This window comes from Alteromonas sp. KUL17 (assembly GCF_006538305.1).
Taxonomy (GTDB): domain Bacteria; phylum Pseudomonadota; class Gammaproteobacteria; order Enterobacterales; family Alteromonadaceae; genus Alteromonas; species Alteromonas macleodii.
Map to the genome: position 1 here is coordinate 181808 of NZ_BJKJ01000005.1, position 24384 is coordinate 206191.

Below are 24384 nucleotides of genomic sequence, written 5' to 3' on the forward strand. Positions count from 1 at the left end.
CCTTGTCCATCTTACTGCCCCTATTCTGGGGCAGATTCAAAATACGACACCTTATCGCTTCCCTTTCGCGACACTTTCAGCCGCTTTTTACCGCTTACTGTTTCAAGAGAAAGTCGGTTTGGATAACCTTCCACACCAAATTCTCCGTCACCAAGGTAAACAAGCTCCCCACTTTCGATATAACTCCACAGCAACAGCCTTCCTTGGTAGAAAAAGCTGGTTGTTCTGCTTGCTGATTTCGATGGTTTCTCCAAAGCCTGCGAGATATTTACCTTCAAAGTCATTTAACAGTTCAAGGGGAACCTGTTGCTTTACCACGGGCAAGCTTTTCTTCCAGTCGAGCTTTTCCACGACCGTTGCAATAACTGTCTCAATAACCGGAATTCGAGCAGGGTTGCCGCCGTTACCGAATATAGCGATACCTCTACCGTCGCGCATTGTGCCCATGATTTGCCCTCCTGTTCCCGTGTTTGAACCACCATGAGAGAACCACTCTAGGTTGCCTTTTGCCTCAAAACGCATCCAGCCAAGCCCCCAACCACCTACAACATCAAGGGTTTCAATTTGAGTAGTATTGCGCGCCACTGCTTGCGAGATTACCTTTGTATCATCGCCATTTAGTGCTCTTTGCATTTCGATAATCAATGTTGCCATATCAAGGGCATTACTCCACATTCCCGAAGGCGCAATTTGCGGGCAAATTGGATATCCAGATTGGATCACGCTCAAATCGTCGTGATGAACGCTTGCCACATTTTGCAAAAATAGCGGGCTGTCAGGTTGATACATTGTGGTGTTAACCATGTTAAGCGGCTTAAATAGCATTTCTTCTGCTAATTCAGGCAATGTCTTTCCAGTTAGATCTTCCAGCGCAATTTGCACAATAACGTAGCCACCGCCGCTATACGACCAACTTTCACCAGGCTTAAATGCTAAGCTAATGGGCGAGTCATAACGAGGCACGTTTACTCCGTTTAGGCTATCGATAGCCGTTGGCACAGCATCTCCTTTATAAAAGTCAGCAAACCCACTTTGTGTGGTGCCCGCAGTGTGGCTGAGCAACCGACGAAAAGTAATTTCCTCTGGGTTGGGAAACTGCTCTTTTTGCAGTGTCCAGCGGGTGAGATACTTAGCTACAGAGTCGTCTAAACTAAGCTTGCCTTGCTCTTCGAGCATTGCCGCTAGTAGCGCGGTAACCGGCTTGGAAATAGAAGCGGTAGAAAAGGCCGTTGACTGGTTAACGGAATCACCTGAACCGAACACCTTTTCCCCAGCTGTGGCGGAATAGACAACATTGAAGTCGTCGATTACCGCGACGCTTACGCCACTTAATTTGTATTCTTTTAAGAGCTCGTTGAGTTCAGCTTGAGACAACAGTTGGTTGTCATTTGCGTGGGCTATTTCAAGTGGCGCATACCACAAAAGTAAAAGGATAAAGGCTACTAGTTTATTAATGGGTGTCATACATTACTCTCCGTATAAATTTCAGCCAAATGTAGCGTCAATTATTCGGTTTACGGCGACCTATTTCCTGAACTGCATCAGGCATTCCCCAAGTGCATTATTTCGACTTCATTAACAGTTAAAAACTGTGTACTGTGTTAACAATAACAACAAACAACACGCCCTAACTTCCCGTGCAAAAACTCAATTGGTTCTACTTAATGCTTATGACAATGCTCATTTGGGGCGTTGTACTTTTGCACGAACAGCCCACCCATTCACTGATATTTCCTTCTCAGGTCAGCATCCTCTATTCTGGGCAAGAGCAAGTACCAGCGGAGAACGATCCTCGATGGCAGGCTCACTCCCAGTCGGACATCGAACTGTCTAATGAAGTAAGGTGGCTCAAGTTCACACTTGCGTTCAACGCAACATCAAATGGTTCGCAAGATGTACAACAAACCGAGAGTGCGCCTAAAGGCTTGTTTGTTTCTATACTTGGCGCGTTTTCTGTTTATTTGAACGGCTATCACATTGGTGATAACGGCATGCCTGCAACAGCCGATAGCAAAGAATTGCCAGGAGAAATAGACAGTATATTCATTCTACCTTCACAGCACCTGAATTCTGGTGATAACACGGTGATGGTAAGGCTGAGCAGCGAGTTTCGTCCAGATACCGCTCAAAGTAGTGGATTTTGGGTATTTGCAGACGACTTCGAAACTCTTGCCGCCATTAATGAGTGGCGTATCCGATTGCCATTAATGATGCTAAGTGGCTTGGTTCTTGTCGCCATGTATTCATTTGTGGTGTACTTTTCATCGCTCAAAGAGCCTGCATACCTGTGGTTTAGCTGCCTATGCACCATGCTGATTCTATTAATCTTGGCCGAGTCATGGCGAGGTCTATTCGGTTACAGCTACCAGTGGCACATCCTTAGAATGGAAATCGTCCTTGGATTAACCCTTGTTATCAGCCTGGTGCTACCGCTCTTTTTCCTGTCTTTCTTCCGCTATTCAAAAACTTGGTTTATCAGTACCTTGCTTGTGTTGGTTATGGCTAGTTGTGGGGTACTGTTATATTTCGATGGTTACGATTACCGCAGCTTTTTGTTGTTCAGTGTGTCTTTGCTCATTAGCTTTATTATTGGTGTGGCCAGTATTTATAAACGGAAGAAGTACGCGTGGTTAATGACCATGGGAATAGTGGTATTTGTTTCACCCGTTCTCATAAACCGGTTTTCGTTTATGGACCAATATTTCTTTGTTTCGTTTAGTGGCTTAGCGCTTTTATTACTACTCGTGCTAAGCCAAACCCATGCTGAGAGACAGCGTGCACTTACGCAGTCAACGCTTACCACTCAGCGTCTGCAGCTTGAGCTTATAAAGAAACAGCTACAGCCTCACTTTATTCTTAATACCCTAACCGCAATTGAAGAGTGGATTGAAATCGCCCCTAAAGAAGCCATTGGGTTTATTCAGGCGTTAGCATCGGAGTTTCGCCAAATGGCCAGCTTAAGCGATAGAGCCTTAATTGCTTTACAGCAGGAAGTCGCCCTTTGTGAAAGTCACCTTAAAATTATGGGATACCGCTTCGACGCCCACTTTTCACTGCAAAAGCCGGAGATGTCAGAAAACAAAGGGCAGCAGCTTCTTCCTCCCGGAGTATTACTCACCCTCATAGAAAATGCGTTTAGCCACAACAGATACGGCTCGGGAGAGTATCAATTTCGTCTTAGCTTTTCTGAACAACAAAAGGATGAAGCACAGGGTGTGTCTGTAGAGAATGCCAAGCATGATAAGAATAAAAGACCTTCAACTACCTTGCTGTTTAAAGCTCAGCTTACTCAACACTATTCTTACCAGACATCAGCATTAGAGAATAAAGAAGGAACCGGTGTTGGCACCAAGTACATTAAAGCCCGGCTTACAGAAGCGTTTGGTAATGACTGGAAGCTAGTGGAATTTATCGAAGACAATTATTGGGTAACTAAGCTCACATTTCCAACATCGCTCGTTTCGGGTGGGCAAAGTAACGCGCACGCCGAGCAGACCGAACAAATCACCTTACAAACGCTATGATGAATATTACCCTAGTAGAAGATGAACCCATGGTTGCCAAACGACTTGCTCGTTTTATCGATCAGTGTACCGACGATAAAACCACTATTCATCGCTTTTCTAACCTCGATGATGCAGAAGAGCATTTGTCTAACCGTGACACAGACCTGCTTTTTCTAGATTTGAATTTGCATGGAAAAGACGGTTTTTCATTAATTCATCAACAGCTTGCCGCCCCTTATCACACCGTGGTGGTTTCAGCGAATACCGACAGGGCTTTAGAAGCGTTTGAGCTTGGCGTACTCGATTTTATTGGTAAGCCATTTACTCAAGAAAGAATAAGTAAAGCGATAGGACGCTTTTCTCTGCATCAATTTAAGGGCCAATGTCAGCGGTTGTCATATCGCAAAAACAATGTGCTCTGCTTTCTTCAAGTTGATGATATTCAATTCATTCAAGCCGCAGGGCACTACAGTGAAATAACCACTAAAGACAATCAAACCATATTGCATGACAAGCACTTAGACAGGTTAATGCAAATTCTACCTCAAAGATTTATGCGAGTTCATCGCTCTTATGCGTTACCTCTTGATGAAGTTAAGCATATCGAACAACACTCAGGTGCGAAGTACATCGCACACCTGCACTCTGGCGCGAGTGTTCCAGTAGGAAGAACTAAATTCAGTACGCTGGTTGATGCTCTGGGCAGCTAAGACTTCTAAGCTGTGCGTAAACGTTGAATATCTTTTTGAGGCGGCATGCCAAACAATCGGCTGTATTCTCGGCTAAATTGAGATGCACTTTCATAGCCAACCAATGAGCTTGCTTGTGTTGCGTCCAAACCGTTCATCAGCATTTGATCCCTTGCTTCTTGTAATCTTAGTGTCTTTTGATATTGCAAAGGGCTGGTACCAGTAAGTGCTCGAAAGCGCTGCCTGAAAGTAGAGGCACTCATGTGGGCTTGATCCGCCAATGCGTCCATTCCCACTGACTGAGTAAAATTCTGTTTTAACCACGTCACCACTTTTAAAATATGTGCATTTGGCGCGCCTGACGACACAAGGTGGCGAAGGTGCAATCCGTGAGGTCCATCAAGTAAACGAATAACAATTTCTTTTTCAACCAATGGGTAAAGGCTATCCAAAAACTTTCCCTGGGCACACATTTTAATAAGGCGACCTAGAGCGTCGTACAAGCCCTCATCCACATCTTGTGTCGATATTGGTTGATATCGAATATCTCTTGGCGGTTTTGACAGATTAAGCTCGGCGCAAACTAGCAGAATGAGGGTATAGTCTAACTTCAGAACCAGCGCTACAAAGGGGTTGTGCCTCGTCGCTTCTGACACATGAGAAATTACCGGCAAATCAAAGGTAGTTAGCATAGATTGGCCAGCAGTTGACTCATGGAGCTGGTCTTCATAAGAAAGGAGCTTTGCCCCTTGCAAAACGACCGCTAGGCTAAGCGTATAAATACAGTGTAAAGGCTCTGTCGGCGCATTTCTTACGTGAAGGGTAAGGCCTGAAATCGGCGTTTCGTGGTCTCCCTCTTTTCGACTGTACTCCAGCACCATTTCACTTAACGCTTTTTTCGCATCACTGATTGGAAAAAACACCATTCGATCTCCCACAAGCATTACTTCGAAAAGAAAAGGATTAAACAATAATTACGCCCTTCGGCTGTATGCCTTGGGCGCAAGTTGTCATCACTTATTCTTAGTTATTAACCTACATGTTCTTTGAAGAAAGGTACAATTTGCGCCATGGCCAGTCCAACAGGTTCACTTTTATCATAAAGGTCGTAATGCGACCAATCTTCTAATTCAACCAATTGGCGATCTTTAGATGCCACTGCGCGCCCGTAAATTTCCATGCCGTCACGGTAGGCACCAAATGCCCCAACCTTCTGACCAATAACTGCCATTACGGGTTGCGTCATAAGGGTCTCTACAAAAGAAAATGCGTCCCACGCCAGTGTCTTTTGCGCATGTGAAAACAACATTCTTGTAGCACCACCCGGCTGTTGGCCTCGCGGGGTTTTGTAGTATTCAGTTGCTTCATAAACATCGCGTTCCGTCATTCCATTGTCTTTGGCTTCAACGAGACTTGCAGGGAGCAGTTCATTTACTTGTCGCTCACCGCCTCGGGCCTCTGCCGTTCGCTGTGCAGCCATCCCCTCTAACGCACCAATGGGGTTATACATGCTAAAGCCTTCTCGAAAGAGTCGACCAATGTTGACTGGTGTGATCCCCACTACGGCTTTGATTCGCTTTTCAGTTAAAGCAGCATTAAAAACATAGCCACCACCACCGCATACACCGATGCCTGCAATTTTTTCCGCGTCAACGTAAGGCAAGGTAACCGCATAATCAATGACTCGACTCACATCCTCTACCCGTTGGGTGGGATCTTCCACAAAGCGAGGTTCACCTCCAGACTCCCCTTGAAAACTCGCGTCAAACGCAATGACTACATAGCCTGCTTCTGCAAGTGCCTTCCCATAAGTAGCGCTTGATGTCTGCTCTTTACAACTACCAAATGGATGTACACTAATGACTGTCGGGTATTGTTTAGCCTCGTCAAAATTGGGTGGCGTTAGAATAAGGGCTGAAATATCCCATGCCATGTCTGAGTTTCTAAAACTGACCTTTTTCATTTTATGCTCCTTATCTCAAGCATTGTTTGCGCCGTCATCGCAAATGCAATGTCGGCAACAGAAGTTGTTTAGGAATAACTGCTTATAGCGTGCGATTAAAGAAGGTTTCTAACGCACTCATTGCGTTTGTAATTTCTGCTTCGCCGTCGTACAAATCCATGTGGTTTGCACCTTCGATGACATGCATGGTTTTATCCGATGTTGCAGCACGCGCCATCAAGTCGTCACTCATCCATTTGCTTCCTGCATTGCTTCCAACCACCGTCAACAAAGGTTGGGTAAGGAAAGCTTCTGCCTTAAAAAAGGCGTCATAACTAATAAGCTGCGTTAAACTTCTCGCAGTACCAAATCCTGGCGCTGTGCAGTACGCTGCGCGATCGGTATGGTAGTATTCCCACGCTTGGCGAAGTTCTTCATTCGGAGCATTTTCTTCTTTTAAAGGCGCCATTGGCATAGTCGCTGTATCGTTACCGCTGGCATCAGAGGTTCTAGACGCAGAGCCCGCTTCTAAGTAAGGTAATGCCTCACTGTCTTTTACATTGTTGTCCCAACCATTTCTGAACATTTGGCCAATGTTGACCATGCTTACTGTGCCCACCGCTTTAATGCGTCTATCGTTGATGGCAGCGTTTGCGGTATAGCCAGCGCCCGCACAAATACCCATTGCGCCAATACGTTCATTGTCGACGTAATCTAAGGTTGTCAGATAATCAATTGCTGCACTTACATCCTCTGTTCTAACATGAGGGTTTTCCAGTTGGCGTGGTTCGCCACCACTCTCGCCCTGATACGATGCGTCATACGCAAGAGCGATATAGCCTTTTTCTGCTAGTTTTTTTGCGTAGGTTCCAGCAGTTTGCTCTTTAACGCCACCGCCCGGATGTGAAACCACAATGGCTGGGTAAGTTTTAGTTGAATCAAAATTCTCTGGAAAATTTATCAGACCAGACATAGTAATATTTAAACCGTTGGTATTTGGAAATGATACTTTGTTCATGATGTCTACTCGTCGTTAGGTGAAAATGATGTTCTTGCCTGCTTAACGATTACCTCGTCAAACCATGAATTAAGTATAGGTGTTGGGAGATAGCGAACCTTGCCTAAAACGACGCATTAGTTGCCTGAACCGGTTACTTTGGAATTTAGCAATACAAGGCTTGTTACCTTCCACCTTAAAAAACGCAGCCAATTCAACGAATAGTCTGATTAAATTAACAACGACACAATTCATCACAAACTTGCCCCATTGTTTCGCCCATGAACGCCCTATTTGTTTTTTTAAATAGAAGCTACCGTTCGTTAACTCAGTGCCACTACCATGCTATTTTCCAAAACACCCAAACGGGATTATTTAACACCTTCCAATACTCACAAACCTTGGTTTAGGGAACGGCAACATGTAACTCAGCCGCGTAATCACAGGTTGCTTATCCTTACTTCCTTCCTCTGTTTTTTGCTTGGCATAGTAGTTAGCCCGCTAAGTCGCGCTGAGTCTGGCGAATTGATGCTGCAAAGCGTAGACGGTGAGTCTTCCCCCGCTCTTTTGCATTCAACTGACGTGGATTTACAGGTGAATGGCATGATTGCGCACGTTACCTACTCTCAAAAATTCACTAACACCAGTAATGAATGGAAGCATGCCGTTTACACCTTTCCGCTTAATGAAAACGCGGCGATTAACAGTATGGAAATGCGTATAGGAGACAGAATAATCCGGGGTCAAATTAAGCCGAAGGCAGAAGCGAAAGAAGCATTTGAAGCGGCCAAAAAAGCGGGAAAGAAAGCCAGTTTAACAGAGCAACAACGCCCAAATTTATTCACCCAGCAGGTCGCGAATATAGCGCCAGGTGAGGAAATAACGGTGACACTTCAGTATGTACAACAGGTAGACTACCGCGATGGAAAATTTACTTTTCACTTGCCTACTACGCTCACTCCTCGCTATTCGCCCGGCATTCCGCTAAATCAGTTTAACGAGAATATAGAGGCTGAAATATCAGGTACAGGTTGGGGAGAACCCACAGATCAGGTACCCGATGCCAGAGCTATCACGCCTTATATGAGAGAAGGCAATGAAGGCCCGCAACTTACGTTCAACGCAACACTAAATACTGGTTTAACGCTTAGTAGCGTCACTAGCAGAAATCACCGTGTGAATTGGTCAGAATCCACAGGTAATTATCTTGTCACCTTTAATCAAAGCAATATCAAAATGAACCGAGACATTTGGCTAGAGTGGCAGCCTTCGCCCTCTAGTGCACCACAAGCAGCTATTTTCACTGAGTCGAAAGATCAGCATGACTACGCCCTTGTCATGCTAATGCCACCACAAGTTAAGAGCCAAGATTTACAGGATTTTGATCGCGACATCACCTTCGTTATCGACACGTCAGGCTCTATGGGAGGTCGCCCGATTGTCGACGCAAAAGAGAGTTTACAATTAGCGATAGACCGCTTGAGTGAGAAAGACCGATTTAACGTTGTAGCATTTAACAATGACACCACGCGTTTGTTTGAAACCTCTGTAGAGGGAACAACACGAAACAAGCAATATGCGAGGGACTTTGTAAAGCACCTTAATGCAGGTGGCGGCACTGAAATGGCGCCAGCGCTTAATGCCGCACTTAAGCGCACGACAACTAAAGATTTTATAAAACAAGTTGTCTTTATTACCGATGGTGCGGTAGGCAATGAAGCTGCATTGTTCTCGCAAATAAAGAACGAACTGGGTGATGCGCGCCTTTTTACAGTAGGCATAGGCAGCGCGCCTAATAGCTACTTTATGACCCGAGCCGCTCAATTTGGTCGCGGAAGCTATGTTTTTGTTAGCAATACTGCAGATATTAAACAGCAAATGGATAGCTTGCTTTATAAATTAGAAAGCCCTGTGTTGAGTGATTTAAGCCTCACTCTTCCGGCTGGCTATGCACAGTCAGCAGAGATTTACCCTTCTAAAATCCCTGATTTATACGCGGGTGTTCCTTTGCTTTTGAATGTGAAACTGCCTCATAACGCCGATACAAGCGGAAAAATAACCCTTCAAGGCACACTAGTAGACAAGCAGGGCACCGCTCGCGAGTGGACCCGTTCGGTAGCAATATCGCCAACGTCGACAGGTTCTACTCAACACCTTGGCGTAGCGACTGCGTGGGCAAGAAAGAAAGTGGCGGCGTTAATGGATGAAAAAGCGTTAGGGCGAAATGTAGATGAAGTAAAACAAGACATTCTTGCTGTAGCCCTGCCCCATAAACTTATAACAGAGTTCACCAGCTTCGTTGCTATTGAAGAAAAAATAGCAAATACACAGTGCATACCGTCTTCCACCGAAAACGTAAGAAACCTAATGCCACAGGGAACGCAATTCAGACAAATCAGTTACCCCCAAACCGCAGCGGGTGTATCTGAACATGTCGTATTAGGCATGATTGCCATACTTTTATTGTCGCTTTTTCACAGCATCGCCTTTTTGCGAAACAAGGGGGACGAGGTTAGCACCTTAAGCTCATTTCTTTATTTTTTGACTGAACATTGCTTGGACAAACAATGATTAAATACTCTTTTACCATCATCTTAGTCTTGATCGCCACAGCCAGTTTTGGCAAAGCTGGCTGGATATTATTGAAAGCTGAACTGGCGCAATATTTAATTCAATCTTCGTGGGAAGAAACGCTAGCCACTGGCGCTAACCAGAAGCCTTGGCGTTGGTCTGATACTTGGCCAGTGGGCAAGCTGGTTCATGCAAAAAGCGAGACGCAGCTGTATGTACTAGAAGGCGCACAGGGGAACGCCCTTGCATTTGGCCCTGGACACCACACCGACTCGCCCCCACTCGGACAGGGTGGTAGTGTGATTGGCGGGCATAGAGATACTCACTTCACGTTCTTAAAGAAGGTGAGAGCCAGAGATATTATGCAATTACAGTTGCCGAACTCACAGTGGGTAACCTATCGGGTTGTATCGAAGACGATAGTCGATGCTGCCTCGGCAATGAAAGTAGATGTAAATGGGCAGCAGCTCTATTTAGTTACCTGCTACCCATTTAATGCGGTATCAACACAAAGTAATTTACGCCTTGTTGTTGAGCTGGTCGAAACTGAAAGCCAGCGAACCTAAATAGGTTCGCCCACAATTAATTAGCCGCTTGTTTCGGCGAAAATAAAGGACCAATGCGAACAACCTATCGCGTTTAACCTGTTTTCTAGCGAGTAACAGATTCAATGTGCAGCGAAGAAAACGTGCCGTTCCAGATTTGCTCACCTAAGGTGACATTTTCAAAGCTAATATCGTCGGCATTTTCTAGGATAAGAATTTCTTCTGCTTCCTTAATTTTAATGTCTTTGAATTTAACGTTATGAACAGGGGCTGCGTCCGGAGCGTGAATTTCCAAAACCGTTCCTACATTTTCTACCGTTAAATCTTCAATAATAATGTCGGTATAGGTAGCCGGAAAATTACCATGTAAATTACTGGGGTAGTTTAGCTGGAACCAGAATAAGTGCTTAAACGAAGCCACTTTACTGCCTCTAATTCGAACCATTTCTACGCGCCCGCCTCTGTCTAAGTTGCTTTTAAAACGATATGCTGAGTCTCCCTCATGCAAGACATTGTTCTCGAAAAATACGCGCTTAATGCCGCCAGACATTTCCGAACCAAGACCAATGCCGTCTTCCCCGCCTAAATCATTGTTTCGTGCAACAATGTCTGTGCTAGGTATACCTATATTTCGACCGTCTGCGTCTCTGCCAGACTTAATAACGATACCGTCATCACCGGTTCTAAAATGATTATCTTCAGCAAGCACAAACTGGCTCGACTCAATATCTAACCCGTCGTTGTTGTACAGGTGACTTTCTACCTTCACTCGTCTTACCGTAGCATGAGACGTATAAACCAGATGATTAACCCAAAACGGGGAATTCAGGGCCGTATAATCTTCAAGCAGCACACGCTTGGCGTGGAAAAACTGAATAAGCGGAGGGCGTAAGTAATGCCCTTCGCCGAACTGACGCTTCTCTACCGGAATGCCATCAAACCCCATTTTACGAAGCGCATGCATATCTGTATTTTGTTTCTCATACCAGCCAATGAACGCCGATTGGGCATTTCCGTCGATAGTACCTTTACCTGTAATGGCCACATCTTCCACATTTAGCGCATAAATTAGCGGTGAATAGGTAAATACCTCAGTACCCTCCCAACGGGTTTTAACCACGGGCAAGTAGTGCGAAGGGTCGCCGGAAAACAGCAGAGTAGCGCCCTCCTCTAGGTGCAAGTTCACTTTGCTTTTAAGACGAATAGGACCGTCTACTTGCCATGTACCTTTGGGCACAACAACAATCCCGCCGCCGCTGGCAGAAGCCTTATCAATTACGCTTTGAATTGGCGCTCGCGCTGCGCTCAGTGAAGTATCACTCACATCAATCACAAATTTTTCGTTTGGAATATTCGGCAGCTGGATCTGATTTACAATTTGCTCAGCAATTTTCCAGTCTTCGTCAGTAGATGCCGACGCACAGGAACAAGTTAGAAGGGTCACAATAAACGCCACCCATCCCACAGCCCGGCGGTGTGTGAAACGGCTGGGGTAGCTACTCATAGAACGGTCAACATCAGGTATAAAGCGCAGCATAAAAGCTCCATTATTTAAGTCGTAACTTATTACGTTTAAGAAACAAAATATTCACATCACGACAATAATGTCACCGGTGGCATTACTAATCAAAATAATGTTACTGTCCGCTTAACCACGGCACGATTTTTATCTTTCGGATTAGTTTACTTTGCGCTTAAGTGCGGCTTTTTCGCTTTCACTTAAAAAAGCAATTGCCAGCGCATTCTCTTGCGCTTGTTTAATATGAGAAGGCATAAGACCAGCTTGCTTAGCTGCAACGGAGAATTCGTGATCTAGCTCTACACCTTGAACTGCCGGGTCGTCGGTATTCAGACAGGCGAGTATGCCGTGTTCCAAAAAGGTTATTAACGGGTGCTCAGTTAATGATGTGACCGTGTTCGTCAATACGTTGCTGGTTAAACAGCTTTCAATACCAATACGGTTGTCGCGCAAATAGTCCATTAGCTTAGCATCATTAACAGCATTAACGCCGTGTCCTATACGCACAGCACCTAAGTCGTTAATGGCTTGCCAAATACTCTGCGGGCCTACTGCTTCACCTGCATGAATTGTGATAGGCAGCCCTTCGCGGCGCACTTTTGTAAAGTGCTCTATGAACATGTTGCCAGGAAAGCCTTTTTCATCACCCGCCAAATCAATTGCAGTTATATGCGCTTTACAGGCCAAGATTGAATCTAGCTCATGCTGACATACTTTTGCGCCATAAGAACGCGACAAAATACCGATGAGATTAACTTTAACATCGTGATTTTTAGCTGCGCTTTTTACACCGTCTATCACGGCCTCAACCACACCTTGAGTTGGTAGCCCGTGACTTTCACCCATAAAATAAGGACTAAAACGCAGCTCTGTGTAGTCAATACCCTGCTTAGCTGCATCTTCTACATTCTCTATCGCCACCCGTTTGCAGGCGTCGAGACTGCCTAACACCTTAACGCCCCAAGTAAGCTTATCTAAAAATGACACCAAATCGGGGGCGATTTCCATTACTTGAACATGCGGTCGCAAGCCCTCTAACGAATAAGCAGGCAAACAAATGTTAAATTGCTGACCAAGCTCCAGAATGGTTTGCAGACGCACATTGCCATCTAAATGACGATGTAAATCAAGTAATGGAAAGTTTTTATTTATCATGAAAATACGATGAGTTAAGGCGTAAGCCCTACTATACCACTTGGCGCTGTAAACCTCGCATTCTTGCAGAAAATAACTTTTTTATAGCGGGACAAAACAGTACTTTTTTTGAAACAAAATTTGTTTTAAGTTCGCTCTTGGCATCTAACTTCACTCTATCGATGCTTTTCTTGATTACTTTTCATAACTTTCAGTAGCAACGAGCCAGTTGTTCGTTGGCGTGCGCCTTGTCACACAGGCTAAATACCACCAAAGAGCAACAGGCCTCTTCGTTATCACCCAAAAACACTAACAGGAGCACAGTCATGTGCGGAAAATGTATAGAAGGCTGCTATTTAGCAGGCTGGCGTAATGGCGTGTATTCATTCGAACATATGCAAGAAGAACCCGATTTTATGGGGAAAGATGTAAAGGCAGCCCATGGCTTGGTGGAAGCGGTATGCTCATTAGGTTCTTCGCTCAATGAGCTCCACGCACTTGGATTAGCGGACTCGCCAATGATAGCTTGGGCAGGATGGATTTATTCGAGAAACGAATTGCACGCCCAAATCGATTTAACACGGCATGACGACGTTCTCAAATATCAGAGGGCCTTACGTCATTCAAAAGAAAGTAAATGGGCTGAGATTAATGCCCTCTACCCGAACATTGCGAAGTTTTTAGATAACCTAACGCTTGAAGACATTGCTAATACCCTCGATGAAGCGCTTCTCGATGAAATTGAGACATGCCTTCTTGCTCTTCATGGTAACGGGTATTACACCTTTGAATTCGTAGAGTCTATGTTCGCTGCTGAAGGGCTATTCCCCATTATTGAGCTTACTGATACTGCAAAGCCGTCACTGTTTGTTGACCATGCGCTTGAAATATTCTTACTAACCGAACATCTTTTACACTTTCGCACATTGTCTTGGGCGCTTCGTGTGGCGTTAACTGTTGACTTAACGTGCGATTTCGACAGCTTTCATATGGCGTGGCGTCGATACACCGCTAACCGCGTTTTAAACGCGCTTCTAATAAATCGCAATTTGAAAGGTGTGTACGCGTTAGCAAGTACACTTGAACTCAATACCGTTCACGCCATATGTCAGCGGAACGTAGCGAATAAACACTTACTTACTCAGCTATTAAGCGTCGTAAACAACTGTAAAGGCGACACTTATATTGAACCTAAACGTCTAGCCGCGCACATCACTTCATTGATCTCAGTGTAAATGCACACTCCTTACAGTTTGAGATAGGGTGACTTGCTGAATGGTTAAGTACAGCTCGTTATGACAGTCAAATACGTGCGAATCTAACTTAATCATTAAAAGACGCGATGAAATGCAGTGCTCGATATCATAAAGTTCTTTTGGCATGCCTTACCAAGAACAACGCCTTGGTAAGGCTATTCGCATTACATTTCTTTTTAAGGGTTTTCGCAACCGCTAAAACTAAGTCTGCCGACGGGCGAACTTTGAAGTCTGGGTTAACATAGCTAAACAAAACCTGCCCTTTTTTATTGAGCATGAAGATGCTGGGTGCTGGTAAAACACTATTACCACTTTCATCTTTTGTTAAGTTAATGCCATAGGTTTTGTACTTTAACTTAGTCACAGTATCTAAATAGAATCCAACGCCGAACTCACGAATAGTGTCTAGTTTGTCGTCGGATAAAAGCGTAACCAAGAATTCTGTTTCAAGCTTTTGCTCTTGCAAGCGCTCTGGTGATTCAGGTGAAATGGCCAAAATCTGATAGCCCATATCCACCAAGTCTTTTTCAATATCTTTAAGCTGGGCAAGCTGCTCATTACAATACGGGCACCACCCGCCGCGATAAAAAAGTACAATGCTGGGCTTTTGCATGGTAAGCGCTTGTAAGCTTACCGGCGAGCCATCTGCCATTTTAAGCGTTGTTTTAGGCGCCACTTGACCATTAAGCAACGGCGTTATTGAATCTGCATCTTCTGCAATAGTGCCGCGCTCCAAAGCATACGCATTTGATGCGCCTGCTATACAGCCGAACATTAACATCGCCATAGCCACTAGTCTCTTCATCACCCCTCTCCGTTTTCATTTTTGTTTGTTTAGTTTTTGGTTATCCGCGCTTTGCGCGATGTCCAATATGACCGAGAAGCTTCACTAGAAATTTCGCGCTCCAATAAATAAACCGACAAATACTTGTATTGGGCGCTACTCACCTACAGCGAAATTTGCTTTTTACTGCTACTATAGCGCCAAAACTTGCTATGCCATTTTTTTACATAGCACACGGGGTTAACTTCAAGCCTCCTAAGAACAAAGCAGGAACACCATGGCTCTTAAAGCGACCATTTTTAAAGCTGACATATCCATAACGGATATGGATCGCAATTACTATAACGACCACAACCTTACTATTGCCCGTCACCCTTCTGAAAATGACGAACGAATGATGCTGCGCGTGGTTGCGTTTATTGTTAATGCTCATGAACGCCTACAGTTTACCAAAGGGCTGTCTGACGATGACGTTCCAGATTTATGGCAAAAGAGTTTTAGCGATGAAATAGAACTGTGGATTGAGTTAGGCCAACCCTCTGAACAGCGCATCAAAAAGGGCTGCAATCAAAGCCAACAAATGATGATTTATTCCTACGCCGACAACAGCTTCGACGCGTGGTGGAAGAAAGAACATAACAAGCTACAAACCAAAAAGAACTTATCAGTTTTTACTTTACCAGAGTCGCTTGCCGCTACTTTGGCCAATGCTGTTCATCGCTCTATGCAAATACAGGTTACTATTCAAGATGGGCAAATGTGGCTAACCATTGAAGGTGCAGATGTCACCGAGAGCGTTGAAGTGTCAATAGAGAAGCAGTTGTAATGAAAAAACTCTCTGCCGTTCAACTCAAACAGCAAGCACTGGTCTTTAGTGTAGCCGATAGCCTTGAAGCACAAGCGCTTGAAGAGTTAAATGGTATGCAACAGTGTTGGTTTGACGTTCAGTATCACCAATTCCCCGGCTCGTTACTGCTTCGCTTTCAATTCGAAAATGAAGAAGCGGTGTCAAACGCTGAACCTGAGCTAAAGAAGTGGCAGCGAAAATTAAGCGCAGCGCTACTTAAAAAGGGCGTTGTGTTGAAGGATATGCGCCGGCACCTCGTGTTTACCACACAAGGCCCAGAAGCGTAGCCTTGTCCAAATTCGCTGTACAATATCTCAGCATTCTGTATGCCGTTTTGCCAGGTAAATGTTTGGTTATAAACCTTTCATTTTTCCTCATAAAGTCTACTTACACTTTATCAGGTATGTAGGCTAGACTGGTCTCGTCGAATATTCAGCTTGCCGAATATGACAATAAAACGGCAGGCATTTTGAACGTTTACAATGGATATTTGAACACACCATGTTGACCGGCTTTGAAACAAGCCACTATCCCAGCAAAAGGAGCTTCACAATGAAAACTAAAGCAATGGCGTTAGCACTGTTACTGTCTTTAATGGGCTGTACTGAGTCTAGCGAAGAGACGAAAAGCGAAGTAAAAAAAGAGATGGAAAAAGCGGGCGAAGCGACAGCTGACGCCTATGACAGTGCAAAAGAAAGTGCTGCAGATTCTTGGGATAAAACCAAAGACGCGAGCTCTGAAGCTTACGAAGAAGGTAAAGAAATGGCTTCTGATGCCTTTGATGACGGCAAAGAGATGGCTTCAGACGCATACGAAGATGGCAAGAAAATGGCCTCTGACGCATACGACGATGGCAAGAAAATGGCCTCTGACGCATACGACGCAACAGCTGAGAAAGCAGGCGAATTTAAAGACGCCGCAGCGAAAAAAGCTTATGAAGCTTGCGTAAAAATGAAAGAGCAAATGGGCGGCGACGTTAGCGAGTGCGACGATTAAATTAATCTTCCAACGAAAAGCAAATTTGAAAGCGAACCTTCGGGTTCGCTTTTTTATTGGTATCTAACCAAACAAAAGTGAGTCGTTCACGCTATTCACACCCAGCTAAAATAACAGCGTCTGGTGTAATAGTTAAAGGCGCGACCCGCAGCAACGTGTTAATACCTAAAATGTTGTTCCCTTTGGGAAGCACGGCCACTTCCACTGGCCCCACTTCGCACGTATTTCCTATACGAACCGAGTTTAATTGATACTGAGATATTGTAACGATCTTTCCGTTTGCCATTCTGGCAGCAGAGGTTCTGGTGGCAAGAAGCTTTTGATTTCTTGTTAGCGCGTCGAACGTAGCTTGATTGAGGGTTAACAAGCTTGAACCCGTATCTAATAGAAACGAAGCCTTAATATTCGATTCTAGGGTCGCTTCTAGATACAGTGTTCCGCCTTTGCTTTGTGAAAGAGGGATATTTTGCTCTATTGCTGACACGGCAGATGTGCATGCTAACCAAAAAGTTAGCAGAAAAAATAAGGAAATTTTAGATTTTACACTCACCGCACATACACCCTTTGTCGACTCTTTACATAGGTGTTGATTGACAGCAAGATAAAGACCAAAGGATAAATGATTGATTTTACCGAAACTCTACAATACCAGACGGTGCCACAGCACCATAATAGTGCACAAAACCATTTATTCCGCACCAAGGTTAAACACTCCGTTTTCAACGGAGTAGCTTCTCTTTCAATCGTTCTCCATTCTCTTGATTACTCAAATTCTTTATATCCAATTAGGTGATAGTTATCACCTATCACCAATCGTCATTGCTTAGAACTTTTTCGCTCATACAATGTAGAAAGGTAAGTATGTCAACGAGAGGACACGACATGAAATTACGCTATGTATTGGGTTCATTAATTACGGCTGTTTCACTTGGTTTTTCTGCAAACGCAGCGCAAGCTATGACATCATCAACTGATGAAACGGTTGATGTACAAGTAGTTGATTATTCAGGAAAGCCGCCATTTAAACGCAAGATCGTAAGCTTATCGGTTAACGATGTAGCGCAATTGGAATCAGTAGGGCAAGAAGCTATTGAATACGTAGAAGTGAAAGAAGTCATCATGCGCGGTAAGCCACCGTATCGAAGAGTGACAACCATGATGCCTGTGTATGACGTTGCCCAACTTGAAATGCTAGAAGAGCAAACTGACACGCAAAAACGCGGTACTCGCCCGCCGTTCAAACGCCACTAACAGCGTTTTCTACTACCAACAAATTGCACCAAAGCGATTCACTTTTGCCTGAGCGAGTCGCTTTTTTATTGTGCATACTTGTTTACGCTATTTTCTATTTCGATGTATATAACACGCCCTAGTTAGCGCGTTTTTATTTTTAATAACCCGTCACTAACGATAGAGTAGTAAAAAAGCAGAAAAACGAGATTATAAATGCAGCCTCACGACCATTCTCCGCTCAGTGATTTTATTGAGTACCCTGAAGAGCAAATGCTTTCCCGAAGCGAAGATTTTTTGAAAACCATGCAGCGCCGCCACAGTATTCGTCACTTTAGTGACAAGCACGTTGATAAAGCGGTAATTGAAAACTGTATTTTGACTGCTGGCACTGCACCTAGTGGAGCGAATCATCAGCCTTGGCATTTCGCCGCCATTCAGTCGCCCGAAGTAAAACAACAAATACGCGAACAGGCTGAAGCGCATGAGCGCGGTTTTTATAATGGGCGTGCGGGGCAACAGTGGCTAGATGACCTAAAGCCGTTAGGCACTGACGCAAGTAAACCCTATCTGGAAACCGCGCCTTGGCTTATTGCCGTATTCAGTCAAAAGTTTGGAGAGACAGAAACGGGCGAAAAAAGCCAAAACTACTATGTGCACGAATCGGTGGGTATCGCAGTGGGTATGCTTATTACTTCACTCCACAACGCAGGTTTGGCAACCTTGACCCACACACCAAAGCCAATGAACTTTTTAACCGAAGTCTGTCAACGGCCTGATAACGAGCGTGCTTATATGCTTATTATTGCAGGCTATCCGGCGGATAACGCCACAATTCCTGCACACGCCATGCAAAAAAACGTCGCTTAGCGAAATTGCGAGCTTTCTTTAAATTTAAAAAGCGCTATTGGCCTGGGCGCATGAAGTAAACTAAGTATTTAAAACGGCATAACTAATAAAAGCTTTGTCATAGACATGAGATACGCAGCACTTATAATGCGCCCTCGTTATTAAGGGCTGCGACCTTTTCTTTACGAATTTCGGTCAACCACGTTTAACAGTCCCTCGGAGCTCGTATCCTCATGTCATCGCGTCACGCATTTTCTCCACAGCTTCCTTTTTTACTGTTAAGTCTATTAACTGGCCTAACATCGTCGTTTGTTACGCCACTGATGAGCTATTTCCTCATTGATGAGATCAACGTTGAGCCTATTTATATAAGTATTTATATGGTGTCCGTTACGCTATCAGGGTTGGTGATCAGTCAGTACCTCGGGCACTTGGCAGACAAAGGTTTTAACGCAAATCGCCTTTACGGGCTAACCATGATTTGCGTGGGCATTGCCATGGTCGCCTTTATCTTTAGCAAGCAGTTTTGGCACGTGTTCCTTGCTGGCGTCTTGTTTATGTCGGTGGGCGCTGGAGCCGTGTCTCAAATGTTGACCGTTTCGGGATTATGGGCAAAAAACCAAGACATTGACTTAGCTGCATTTAACTCAAAAGTTCGCGCTGCCATTTCTCTCGCTTGGGTAGTAGGTCCGCCACTGGCATTTACGCTGGTTGCCAATTTTGGCTTCGCAGCGTCCTTCTCGGTGGCCATTGCATGCGTGATTGTTGCAACGCTTTTTGTGGTGAACGTTGTGCCGCCTCAAAAAGCCAATCAACAGTCACTCAATACAACGCTTAAAGGCTCGCTATCACTGCCGTTTTGGCTTGTGGGGTTAGCCATACTTGCCGGAATGGCGGGCAATGTCATGTATTTATCATCCATGCCTTTGTACGTAATGAATGAACTGAGGTTACCGGAAAATTTGCCTGGGCTAATGATGGGTGTTGTGGCCGCACTCGAAATACCTACGATGTTGCTAGCAGCCAAATTAGCCCGACGGTTCCCTCCTGCGGGTATCATGGCAGTGGCGTTTATTTTCGGCTGTTGCTTTTACGTTGGCGTGTACTTTTCTCAGTCAAGTTGGGAGCTATTGACCCTTCAAATATTGAACGCGCTCTTCTACGGTTTATATGCTGGTATTGGATTGACCTTGCTGCAACAACAAGCGCCCGACTTAACTGGATTCACTTCTGCGTTTTATTCAAACGCCACTCGGGTGGGTATGATGCTAGGCACCATTGGCGCAGGCACCGTGGCTCAATTCTTTAGCTTCAGAGATGCCACTATTGGGTCGTTGTGCATTGCCATATTTGGCTTAAACGTGATGTTAGTGTTCATGTACGTAAAGCACAGGGCAGGCCGCTAGAAGCCTGCCTTTTTTACGCGTACTTTCTTTGTGCGCTTGTACGCCCAGCCTATTTTAATTGTAGCTCCATCTGCACATCACATCTCGCGTAAGGCGATGACGCCCCCTTAATATGCTTAAACCCTATCTTTTCGTACAAACGTATTGCGGGCTTAAGTACCGAATTGCTCTCTAAATAAAGCCGCTTTAACCCCATCAGTTTCGCTCTTTCGACAATACGTTTACCTAACAGCAGCCCTACCCCTTTGCCTTGAGCTTTGGGAGACACCGCCATTTTGGCAAGTTCAAACGTATCGTTAGCTTGTTTAATAAGTGCACAGCAGCCTATGGGTTCGCCCTTATCTAACGCAATCAATATCACACCCGACTGATTCAAAATGTAGCCTTCAGGGTCGTCGAGCGCTTTAAAGTCGGGCTCTTCGAGCTCCCAATATTTGTTTATCCATTCAACATTGAGCGATTTAAATGCCTCGCGATACTTTGGCGCATAATCGACTACCTTAATATCAGGCGAATCACCGTCCACTCTCGCACTTATGGGGCGATATCGAAGATGCCTTTCAACTACGCTCACCGCTTCCCATAAATCGATACCCGTTTCATCTTTTAGCTCGCGCATGGCAGCGTCTATGGCATCGCACTGCTTTTCCATTTGGGGCACCATCGCTTTCGCTTTATCGTTTAGCGCCACCAGCGTAACCCGCGAATCGTCGCTCGATTTATAACTTTCAATTAGGTCGCGTGCTTTCATTTCTTTTACGATTTTACTCACCGACACGTGAGAATGATTTATCTCTTTAGCGATATTCACGACAGAATCAGCACCTTTTGACGCGAGCACGTAAAATACTGGAAACCACTTTGGCTCTATCGCAAATCCAAATTTCGCATAAGTATTTTCTGCATCCTTTGACACCTGCGCGGCTAGCTGACGTAAGGCAGTACCTAATGCAATATGCCCCAATTCATTAAATGACTTCATTTCACAAAACTCCGTAACCAGTTACGGATATAATTAATCGTAATTGGAGACAAGTCAAACAGATTATTATTCGATCATCAAAAAACGGGGATGTGGTTCACTTCGCCTGGCACCGGCTACACCAATAAAGACGTCGCCCGTTATACGTTTGGCGTTTTATTGGAGTGGCGCAGACTCTGCAAGGCTGCTCTTCCCTGTCGAACACCATAAATCGCGTACCTTCAAAGTTAACGCCTTTTGCTTCAAGCACTTCGCGCAGTTCTGTGTACACGGTATAGCCACCGGTTTCATAGCTGCGTTTGCATATTGCTAAGGTGTGATGTGCCAAACTGCGTAGCTGCTCATCGTCTAACTGAGAAGGTTTAAGTGAGGGGTGAACACCTGCTGCAAACAATATTTCGCTGCGAAGATAGTTGCCCAGACCTGCCATAAAGCGTTGGTCCAGATATAAACCGCTTAGTGCACGGTTGCAAAACACTTTTGAACGTAAACGTTCTAATACCGACTCTTCTGTCACCGAATTGTTGAGTACATCGGGTCCAACTCTTTGTAAAAAAGGGTGTTCATGAATAGTCTGTGTTGGCCAAATGCTAATGTCAGATGCGCTATACAAAATAGCACTGTGAGTTTCAGTGTGAAGCCCCACCCTTAGTTGGCGGGTAGTGTCCGGCATTTCGTAGCGTTTACAGGTATGCCACACGCCATAGAGTTGATTGTGTGAATACATAGAGAGCCCATTGCTAAAATGGGTAATTAACGCCTTCCCGCGGGTTTCCATGCGCAGCACTTTTTCGCCTTCTAACTGCTTAGCGTAGGGTTTAAGTTGAGCTAATCCAAACTCTACTTTTTCTAGGGGGATATCTTTTATCACCGCTTCAACTTTATCTGCAGCGCGACGAATCTCTGGGCCTTCAGGCATGTTGTCTCAAATACCTTTTATCTCGGTTACTGTTTACTGGTTACTTCGCAGCATTTTAAGCGTATTTCAGCTTCTTTGCAGCTGACTGATAGCGAATACATAAAAGGCCTGTAGCCTTTGGTGTACTTTAAACCGAAGTTTGTACATCAAAGATCAACAGACCCTATTATTAATCGAAGTTTAGCTGAAAATGCCGTATTTAAACGTTCTTCTGATTAGCCCTTGTTTGGCACAATCAGGTATTTTTCACCGGTCTTTTTAGCGTTATAAAGCGCTACATTCTCAGGCTGTAGTGCCTCCTCAAGACTCAGTTCTTTGGTGTAAGACGACGCAAAGGTAGTGTTAATTTCCGTCGCCACTTTTTGATATAGCTCGCCTACACGCTTCTTATCAAGCTTGCCTAAGAAACGCATTAATAGCCAACCACCAATGCTCCACGTCATGCCGTAAGCGCGATTCAAAATAGTAGGCGAGAAATCTAAGCCGCCGTAGATATACACTTGTTTATTGCTGTCAGAGCCGTAAGTGTTGAAGCCTTTTGCGTCTTTACTGCCCGACGCTTCCATCATAGTGAGGATATCGCTAACTATCTCACCGCCGCCAATGGCGTCAAACGCTAGTGTTGCGCCCGTGCTGTCGATGGCTTGATAAAGTTCGGCTTTAAAATTCTCGCTACTTGAGTCGAGCACAATTTTCGCGCCAATACCTTTAAGTAGGTCTACCTGCTCTTGGCTACGTACAATATTAACTAGCTCTACGCCTTCCTCTAAACAAATTTTATTTAGCATTTGCCCAAGGTTTGATGCCGCTGCGGTGTGCACTAGCGCTTTGTGGCCTTCCATACGCATGGTTTCAACCATACCTAGCGCGGTCAGTGGGTTAACGAATGACGACGCTGCTTGTTGTGGCGTTGTGCTTTCTAGGTGAGGCAAGCATGCCTGCATAGGCACACAGGCATACTCGGTGTACGCTGCGCCAGTAAGAATAGATACTGTTTTGCCCATTAAAGCTTGTGCCTCTGGGCTATCACCCGCCTTTACAACCGTACCTGCACCTTCGTTTCCGATAGGCAGAGCCTGATCTAAACGCGACTTAATACGATTTAACAAAGGCTTATGCACCGGCGCAACCAACGAACTTTTATCTGTATCGAAGGTCGCTTTATCTAGACTTGCTGGACCAAACATAGGCCACATGTCTGACGGGTTAATAGGAGATGCTTCCATACGCACAATCACTTCGTGCGGCTTCGGCTCTGGAACATCAACCTCTTTTAACGATACCTGAAGTTCACCTTCTGAGGTAATTAGCGTAAACAGTTGTTTTGATTTATTCATGTAATTATTTCGCCCTGAAAATTAAACGCTGAATGTATTGCTAAGCTAACACGCCGCAACTATCAGCAATATTTATATTTCGAATACATATGCGTTTCGATGGTTTATACACCCGATAATTTAGATGAGTTACACTGCAAAGCGTATATCGACCTGTAATAGCGAATAAAAAATGAAAAGACATTATATCTACCTCTTTCTAGGACTAATCGGAATAAGCGATGTGTCGTTTGGTAAAGCTGCACCTTTGGTCTCAATTCCTACCCACGACGCGTTTTTTAATTCTATAAAAGCGCTCTGCGGTAAAGCGTTTCAAGGGAGGGTGAGTAAAGATAATGTAGGTAATACCTTCGGTGATGCAGAACTTGTTATGCACATACGAAAGTGCACAGACTCAGAAATTCAGATACCTTTTCATGTGGGTGACGACGCGTCCCGCACCTGGATATTAACAAAGACTGGCGCTGGCCTTTTGTTAAAACACGACCACAGAAATAAAGACGGCAGTTTCCATTCATCTACCATGTACGGCGGGCACACGGTAGATGAAGGGTACGCCCAAGTTCAGTCATTCCCCGCAGACGCCTACTCAAAAGCATTATTTATAGAATCTGGGGTAGCAGCATCCACCCATAACGAGTGGCAAATAATGATTTACCCGAACCGCTTTAGCTATCGATTGATTCGCCCTGCGCGCGAAGTACAGGTTGATTTCGATATAGATAACACAGTCTCTGTTCCCAGAACGCCATGGGGCTACAAAGATTGACTGAGGCTGAAACTGGACTCAGGTATCGTTGCGCTTATTACCACAACGCCATATAACAAGTTTTAAATTGCCTGCTATATTTTGTTCCAACATACGACTAGATAGA

General features: G+C 44.8%; 23 protein-coding genes and 1 pseudogene. 12 read left to right on the forward strand and 12 right to left on the reverse strand.

Features of this window, described 5'->3' with window-relative positions:
* Positions 1-20: 20 nt before the first annotated feature.
* Both KUL49_RS21120 and KUL49_RS06980 read right to left on the reverse strand, forming a co-directional pair.
* Positions 21-194 (reverse strand): hypothetical protein, encoded by a 174-nt coding sequence (locus tag KUL49_RS21120; RefSeq protein WP_242633765.1) that lies wholly within the window; start codon positions 192-194, stop codon positions 21-23.
* Positions 148-1464, reverse strand: coding sequence for a serine hydrolase (locus tag KUL49_RS06980; protein WP_242633759.1), 1317 nt, complete (start codon positions 1462-1464; stop codon positions 148-150). Before KUL49_RS06980 ends, KUL49_RS21120 begins: the two co-directional genes overlap by 47 nt.
* A 200-nt stretch (positions 1465-1664) precedes the next feature.
* Here KUL49_RS06980 and KUL49_RS06985 point away from each other — a divergent pair, with 200 nt between their 5' ends.
* Both KUL49_RS06985 and KUL49_RS06990 read left to right on the forward strand, forming a co-directional pair.
* Entirely contained in the window at positions 1665-3524 is a 1860-nt protein-coding gene (locus KUL49_RS06985) for a sensor histidine kinase (protein ID WP_131136831.1), read from the forward strand.
* Positions 3521-4216 carry a LytTR family DNA-binding domain-containing protein gene (locus KUL49_RS06990; protein WP_242633760.1) on the forward strand — a complete coding sequence of 232 codons (696 nt, stop codon included), beginning with the start codon at positions 3521-3523 and terminating at the stop codon, positions 4214-4216. The genes KUL49_RS06985 and KUL49_RS06990 overlap by 4 nt, the downstream gene beginning before the upstream one ends.
* 5 nt (positions 4217-4221) lie before the next feature.
* Here the strand turns inward: KUL49_RS06990 and KUL49_RS06995 are convergent, their stop codons facing one another.
* The 3 genes from KUL49_RS06995 to KUL49_RS07005 form a co-directional block, all read right to left on the reverse strand.
* Complete coding sequence (locus KUL49_RS06995) at positions 4222-5121, reverse strand: AraC family transcriptional regulator (RefSeq protein ID WP_165477888.1); 900 nt, start codon at positions 5119-5121, stop codon at positions 4222-4224.
* Positions 5122-5225: 104 nt separating this feature from the next.
* Entirely contained in the window at positions 5226-6158 is a 933-nt protein-coding gene (locus KUL49_RS07000; RefSeq protein ID WP_131136833.1) for an alpha/beta hydrolase, read from the reverse strand.
* 82 nt (positions 6159-6240) lie between these two features.
* Positions 6241-7155, reverse strand: a complete 915-nt coding sequence (locus KUL49_RS07005) for an alpha/beta hydrolase (RefSeq protein WP_131136834.1) — start codon at positions 7153-7155, stop codon at positions 6241-6243.
* Positions 7156-7662: 507 nt separating this feature from the next.
* On the opposite strand from KUL49_RS07005, the gene KUL49_RS07010 reads away from it, so the two are divergent.
* Both KUL49_RS07010 and KUL49_RS07015 read left to right on the forward strand, forming a co-directional pair.
* On the forward strand, positions 7663-9705 hold the full coding sequence (locus KUL49_RS07010; RefSeq protein ID WP_242633761.1) for a marine proteobacterial sortase target protein: 2043 nt from the start codon (positions 7663-7665) through the stop codon (positions 9703-9705).
* Positions 9702-10271 (forward strand): class GN sortase, encoded by a 570-nt coding sequence (locus KUL49_RS07015; RefSeq protein ID WP_061095641.1) that lies wholly within the window; start codon positions 9702-9704, stop codon positions 10269-10271. Before KUL49_RS07010 ends, KUL49_RS07015 begins: the two co-directional genes overlap by 4 nt.
* Positions 10272-10356: 85 nt before the next feature.
* Here KUL49_RS07015 and KUL49_RS07020 read toward each other — a convergent pair whose 3' ends face one another.
* The gene (locus tag KUL49_RS07020) at positions 10357-11787 is read right to left on the reverse strand and encodes a glycoside hydrolase family 28 protein (RefSeq protein WP_131136835.1); all 1431 of its coding nucleotides are present in this window, start codon (positions 11785-11787) and stop codon (positions 10357-10359) included.
* 141 nt (positions 11788-11928) lie between these two features.
* On the reverse strand, positions 11929-12924 hold the full coding sequence (gene add / locus KUL49_RS07025; protein ID WP_131136836.1) for an adenosine deaminase: 996 nt from the start codon (positions 12922-12924) through the stop codon (positions 11929-11931).
* 305 nt (positions 12925-13229) lie between these two features.
* On the opposite strand from add, the gene KUL49_RS07030 reads away from it, so the two are divergent.
* The gene (locus KUL49_RS07030; RefSeq protein ID WP_131136837.1) at positions 13230-14138 is read left to right on the forward strand and encodes a hypothetical protein; all 909 of its coding nucleotides are present in this window, start codon (positions 13230-13232) and stop codon (positions 14136-14138) included.
* A gap of 127 nt (positions 14139-14265) precedes the next feature.
* On the opposite strand, the gene KUL49_RS07035 is transcribed toward KUL49_RS07030, so the two are convergent.
* A complete protein-coding gene (locus KUL49_RS07035; protein ID WP_242633762.1) occupies positions 14266-14964 on the reverse strand; it encodes a peroxiredoxin-like family protein in 699 nt (232 codons plus the stop codon).
* 256 nt (positions 14965-15220) lie between these two features.
* On the opposite strand from KUL49_RS07035, the gene KUL49_RS07040 reads away from it, so the two are divergent.
* The 3 genes from KUL49_RS07040 to KUL49_RS07050 all read left to right on the forward strand — a co-directional run bounded on the left by KUL49_RS07040 (position 15221) and on the right by KUL49_RS07050 (position 16786).
* The gene (locus KUL49_RS07040; RefSeq protein ID WP_039232321.1) at positions 15221-15769 is read left to right on the forward strand and encodes a YaeQ family protein; all 549 of its coding nucleotides are present in this window, start codon (positions 15221-15223) and stop codon (positions 15767-15769) included.
* A complete protein-coding gene (locus KUL49_RS07045; protein ID WP_061095647.1) occupies positions 15769-16077 on the forward strand; it encodes a hypothetical protein in 309 nt (102 codons plus the stop codon). The genes KUL49_RS07040 and KUL49_RS07045 overlap by 1 nt, the downstream gene beginning before the upstream one ends.
* Before the next feature lie 265 nt (positions 16078-16342).
* A complete protein-coding gene (locus tag KUL49_RS07050; RefSeq protein ID WP_131136838.1) occupies positions 16343-16786 on the forward strand; it encodes a hypothetical protein in 444 nt (147 codons plus the stop codon).
* A 91-nt stretch (positions 16787-16877) separates the two neighbouring features.
* Here KUL49_RS07050 and KUL49_RS07055 read toward each other — a convergent pair whose 3' ends face one another.
* Positions 16878-17336, reverse strand: a complete 459-nt coding sequence (locus KUL49_RS07055; RefSeq protein ID WP_131136839.1) for a retropepsin-like aspartic protease — start codon at positions 17334-17336, stop codon at positions 16878-16880.
* Positions 17337-17668: 332 nt separating this feature from the next.
* Between KUL49_RS07055 and KUL49_RS07060 the strand changes: the two genes are divergently transcribed.
* The 3 genes and pseudogenes from KUL49_RS07060 to KUL49_RS07070 all read left to right on the forward strand — a co-directional run bounded on the left by KUL49_RS07060 (position 17669) and on the right by KUL49_RS07070 (position 20271).
* The gene (locus KUL49_RS07060; protein WP_014977175.1) at positions 17669-18037 is read left to right on the forward strand and encodes a hypothetical protein; all 369 of its coding nucleotides are present in this window, start codon (positions 17669-17671) and stop codon (positions 18035-18037) included.
* A gap of 195 nt (positions 18038-18232) precedes the next feature.
* A pseudogene (locus KUL49_RS07065) lies at positions 18233-18908 on the forward strand (nitroreductase family protein).
* 190 nt (positions 18909-19098) lie between these two features.
* Positions 19099-20271, forward strand: a complete 1173-nt coding sequence (locus tag KUL49_RS07070) for a sugar efflux transporter (protein WP_131136841.1) — start codon at positions 19099-19101, stop codon at positions 20269-20271.
* A 49-nt stretch (positions 20272-20320) separates the two neighbouring features.
* On the opposite strand, the gene KUL49_RS07075 is transcribed toward KUL49_RS07070, so the two are convergent.
* The 3 genes from KUL49_RS07075 to KUL49_RS07085 form a co-directional block, all read right to left on the reverse strand.
* Entirely contained in the window at positions 20321-21253 is a 933-nt protein-coding gene (locus KUL49_RS07075) for a helix-turn-helix domain-containing GNAT family N-acetyltransferase (protein ID WP_131136842.1), read from the reverse strand.
* Positions 21254-21350: 97 nt separating this feature from the next.
* Positions 21351-22172 carry an endonuclease VIII gene (nei, locus tag KUL49_RS07080; protein ID WP_131136843.1) on the reverse strand — a complete coding sequence of 274 codons (822 nt, stop codon included), beginning with the start codon at positions 22170-22172 and terminating at the stop codon, positions 21351-21353.
* Between the two features lie 215 nt (positions 22173-22387).
* A complete protein-coding gene (locus KUL49_RS07085; RefSeq protein WP_131136844.1) occupies positions 22388-23509 on the reverse strand; it encodes a zinc-binding dehydrogenase in 1122 nt (373 codons plus the stop codon).
* Positions 23510-23681: 172 nt separating this feature from the next.
* On the opposite strand from KUL49_RS07085, the gene KUL49_RS07090 reads away from it, so the two are divergent.
* Positions 23682-24278, forward strand: coding sequence for a hypothetical protein (locus tag KUL49_RS07090; RefSeq protein WP_131136845.1), 597 nt, complete (start codon positions 23682-23684; stop codon positions 24276-24278).
* The last annotated feature ends 106 nt before the right edge of the window (positions 24279-24384 follow it).

Excerpts from the sequence above, each read along its gene's own strand:
- KUL49_RS06980 (WP_242633759.1), bottom strand. The coding sequence starts at position 1,464 with ATGACACCCATTAATAAACTAGTAGCCTTTATCCTTTTACTTTTGTGG.
- KUL49_RS06985 (WP_131136831.1), top strand. The coding sequence starts at position 1,665 with ATGCTTATGACAATGCTCATTTGGGGCGTTGTACTTTTGCACGAACAG.
- KUL49_RS06990 (WP_242633760.1), top strand. The coding sequence starts at position 3,521 with ATGATGAATATTACCCTAGTAGAAGATGAACCCATGGTTGCCAAACGA.
- KUL49_RS06995 (WP_165477888.1), bottom strand. The coding sequence starts at position 5,121 with ATGGTGTTTTTTCCAATCAGTGATGCGAAAAAAGCGTTAAGTGAAATG.
- KUL49_RS07000 (WP_131136833.1), bottom strand. The coding sequence starts at position 6,158 with ATGAAAAAGGTCAGTTTTAGAAACTCAGACATGGCATGGGATATTTCA.
- KUL49_RS07005 (WP_131136834.1), bottom strand. The coding sequence starts at position 7,155 with ATGAACAAAGTATCATTTCCAAATACCAACGGTTTAAATATTACTATG.
- KUL49_RS07010 (WP_242633761.1), top strand. The coding sequence starts at position 7,663 with ATGCTGCAAAGCGTAGACGGTGAGTCTTCCCCCGCTCTTTTGCATTCA.
- KUL49_RS07015 (WP_061095641.1), top strand. The coding sequence starts at position 9,702 with ATGATTAAATACTCTTTTACCATCATCTTAGTCTTGATCGCCACAGCC.
- KUL49_RS07020 (WP_131136835.1), bottom strand. The coding sequence starts at position 11,787 with ATGCTGCGCTTTATACCTGATGTTGACCGTTCTATGAGTAGCTACCCC.
- add (WP_131136836.1), bottom strand. The coding sequence starts at position 12,924 with ATGATAAATAAAAACTTTCCATTACTTGATTTACATCGTCATTTAGAT.
- KUL49_RS07030 (WP_131136837.1), top strand. The coding sequence starts at position 13,230 with ATGTGCGGAAAATGTATAGAAGGCTGCTATTTAGCAGGCTGGCGTAAT.
- KUL49_RS07035 (WP_242633762.1), bottom strand. The coding sequence starts at position 14,964 with ATGAAGAGACTAGTGGCTATGGCGATGTTAATGTTCGGCTGTATAGCA.
- KUL49_RS07040 (WP_039232321.1), top strand. The coding sequence starts at position 15,221 with ATGGCTCTTAAAGCGACCATTTTTAAAGCTGACATATCCATAACGGAT.
- KUL49_RS07045 (WP_061095647.1), top strand. The coding sequence starts at position 15,769 with ATGAAAAAACTCTCTGCCGTTCAACTCAAACAGCAAGCACTGGTCTTT.
- KUL49_RS07050 (WP_131136838.1), top strand. The coding sequence starts at position 16,343 with ATGAAAACTAAAGCAATGGCGTTAGCACTGTTACTGTCTTTAATGGGC.
- KUL49_RS07060 (WP_014977175.1), top strand. The coding sequence starts at position 17,669 with ATGAAATTACGCTATGTATTGGGTTCATTAATTACGGCTGTTTCACTT.
- KUL49_RS07070 (WP_131136841.1), top strand. The coding sequence starts at position 19,099 with ATGTCATCGCGTCACGCATTTTCTCCACAGCTTCCTTTTTTACTGTTA.
- KUL49_RS07075 (WP_131136842.1), bottom strand. The coding sequence starts at position 21,253 with ATGAAGTCATTTAATGAATTGGGGCATATTGCATTAGGTACTGCCTTA.
- nei (WP_131136843.1), bottom strand. The coding sequence starts at position 22,172 with ATGCCTGAAGGCCCAGAGATTCGTCGCGCTGCAGATAAAGTTGAAGCG.
- KUL49_RS07085 (WP_131136844.1), bottom strand. The coding sequence starts at position 23,509 with ATGAATAAATCAAAACAACTGTTTACGCTAATTACCTCAGAAGGTGAA.
- KUL49_RS07090 (WP_131136845.1), top strand. The coding sequence starts at position 23,682 with ATGAAAAGACATTATATCTACCTCTTTCTAGGACTAATCGGAATAAGC.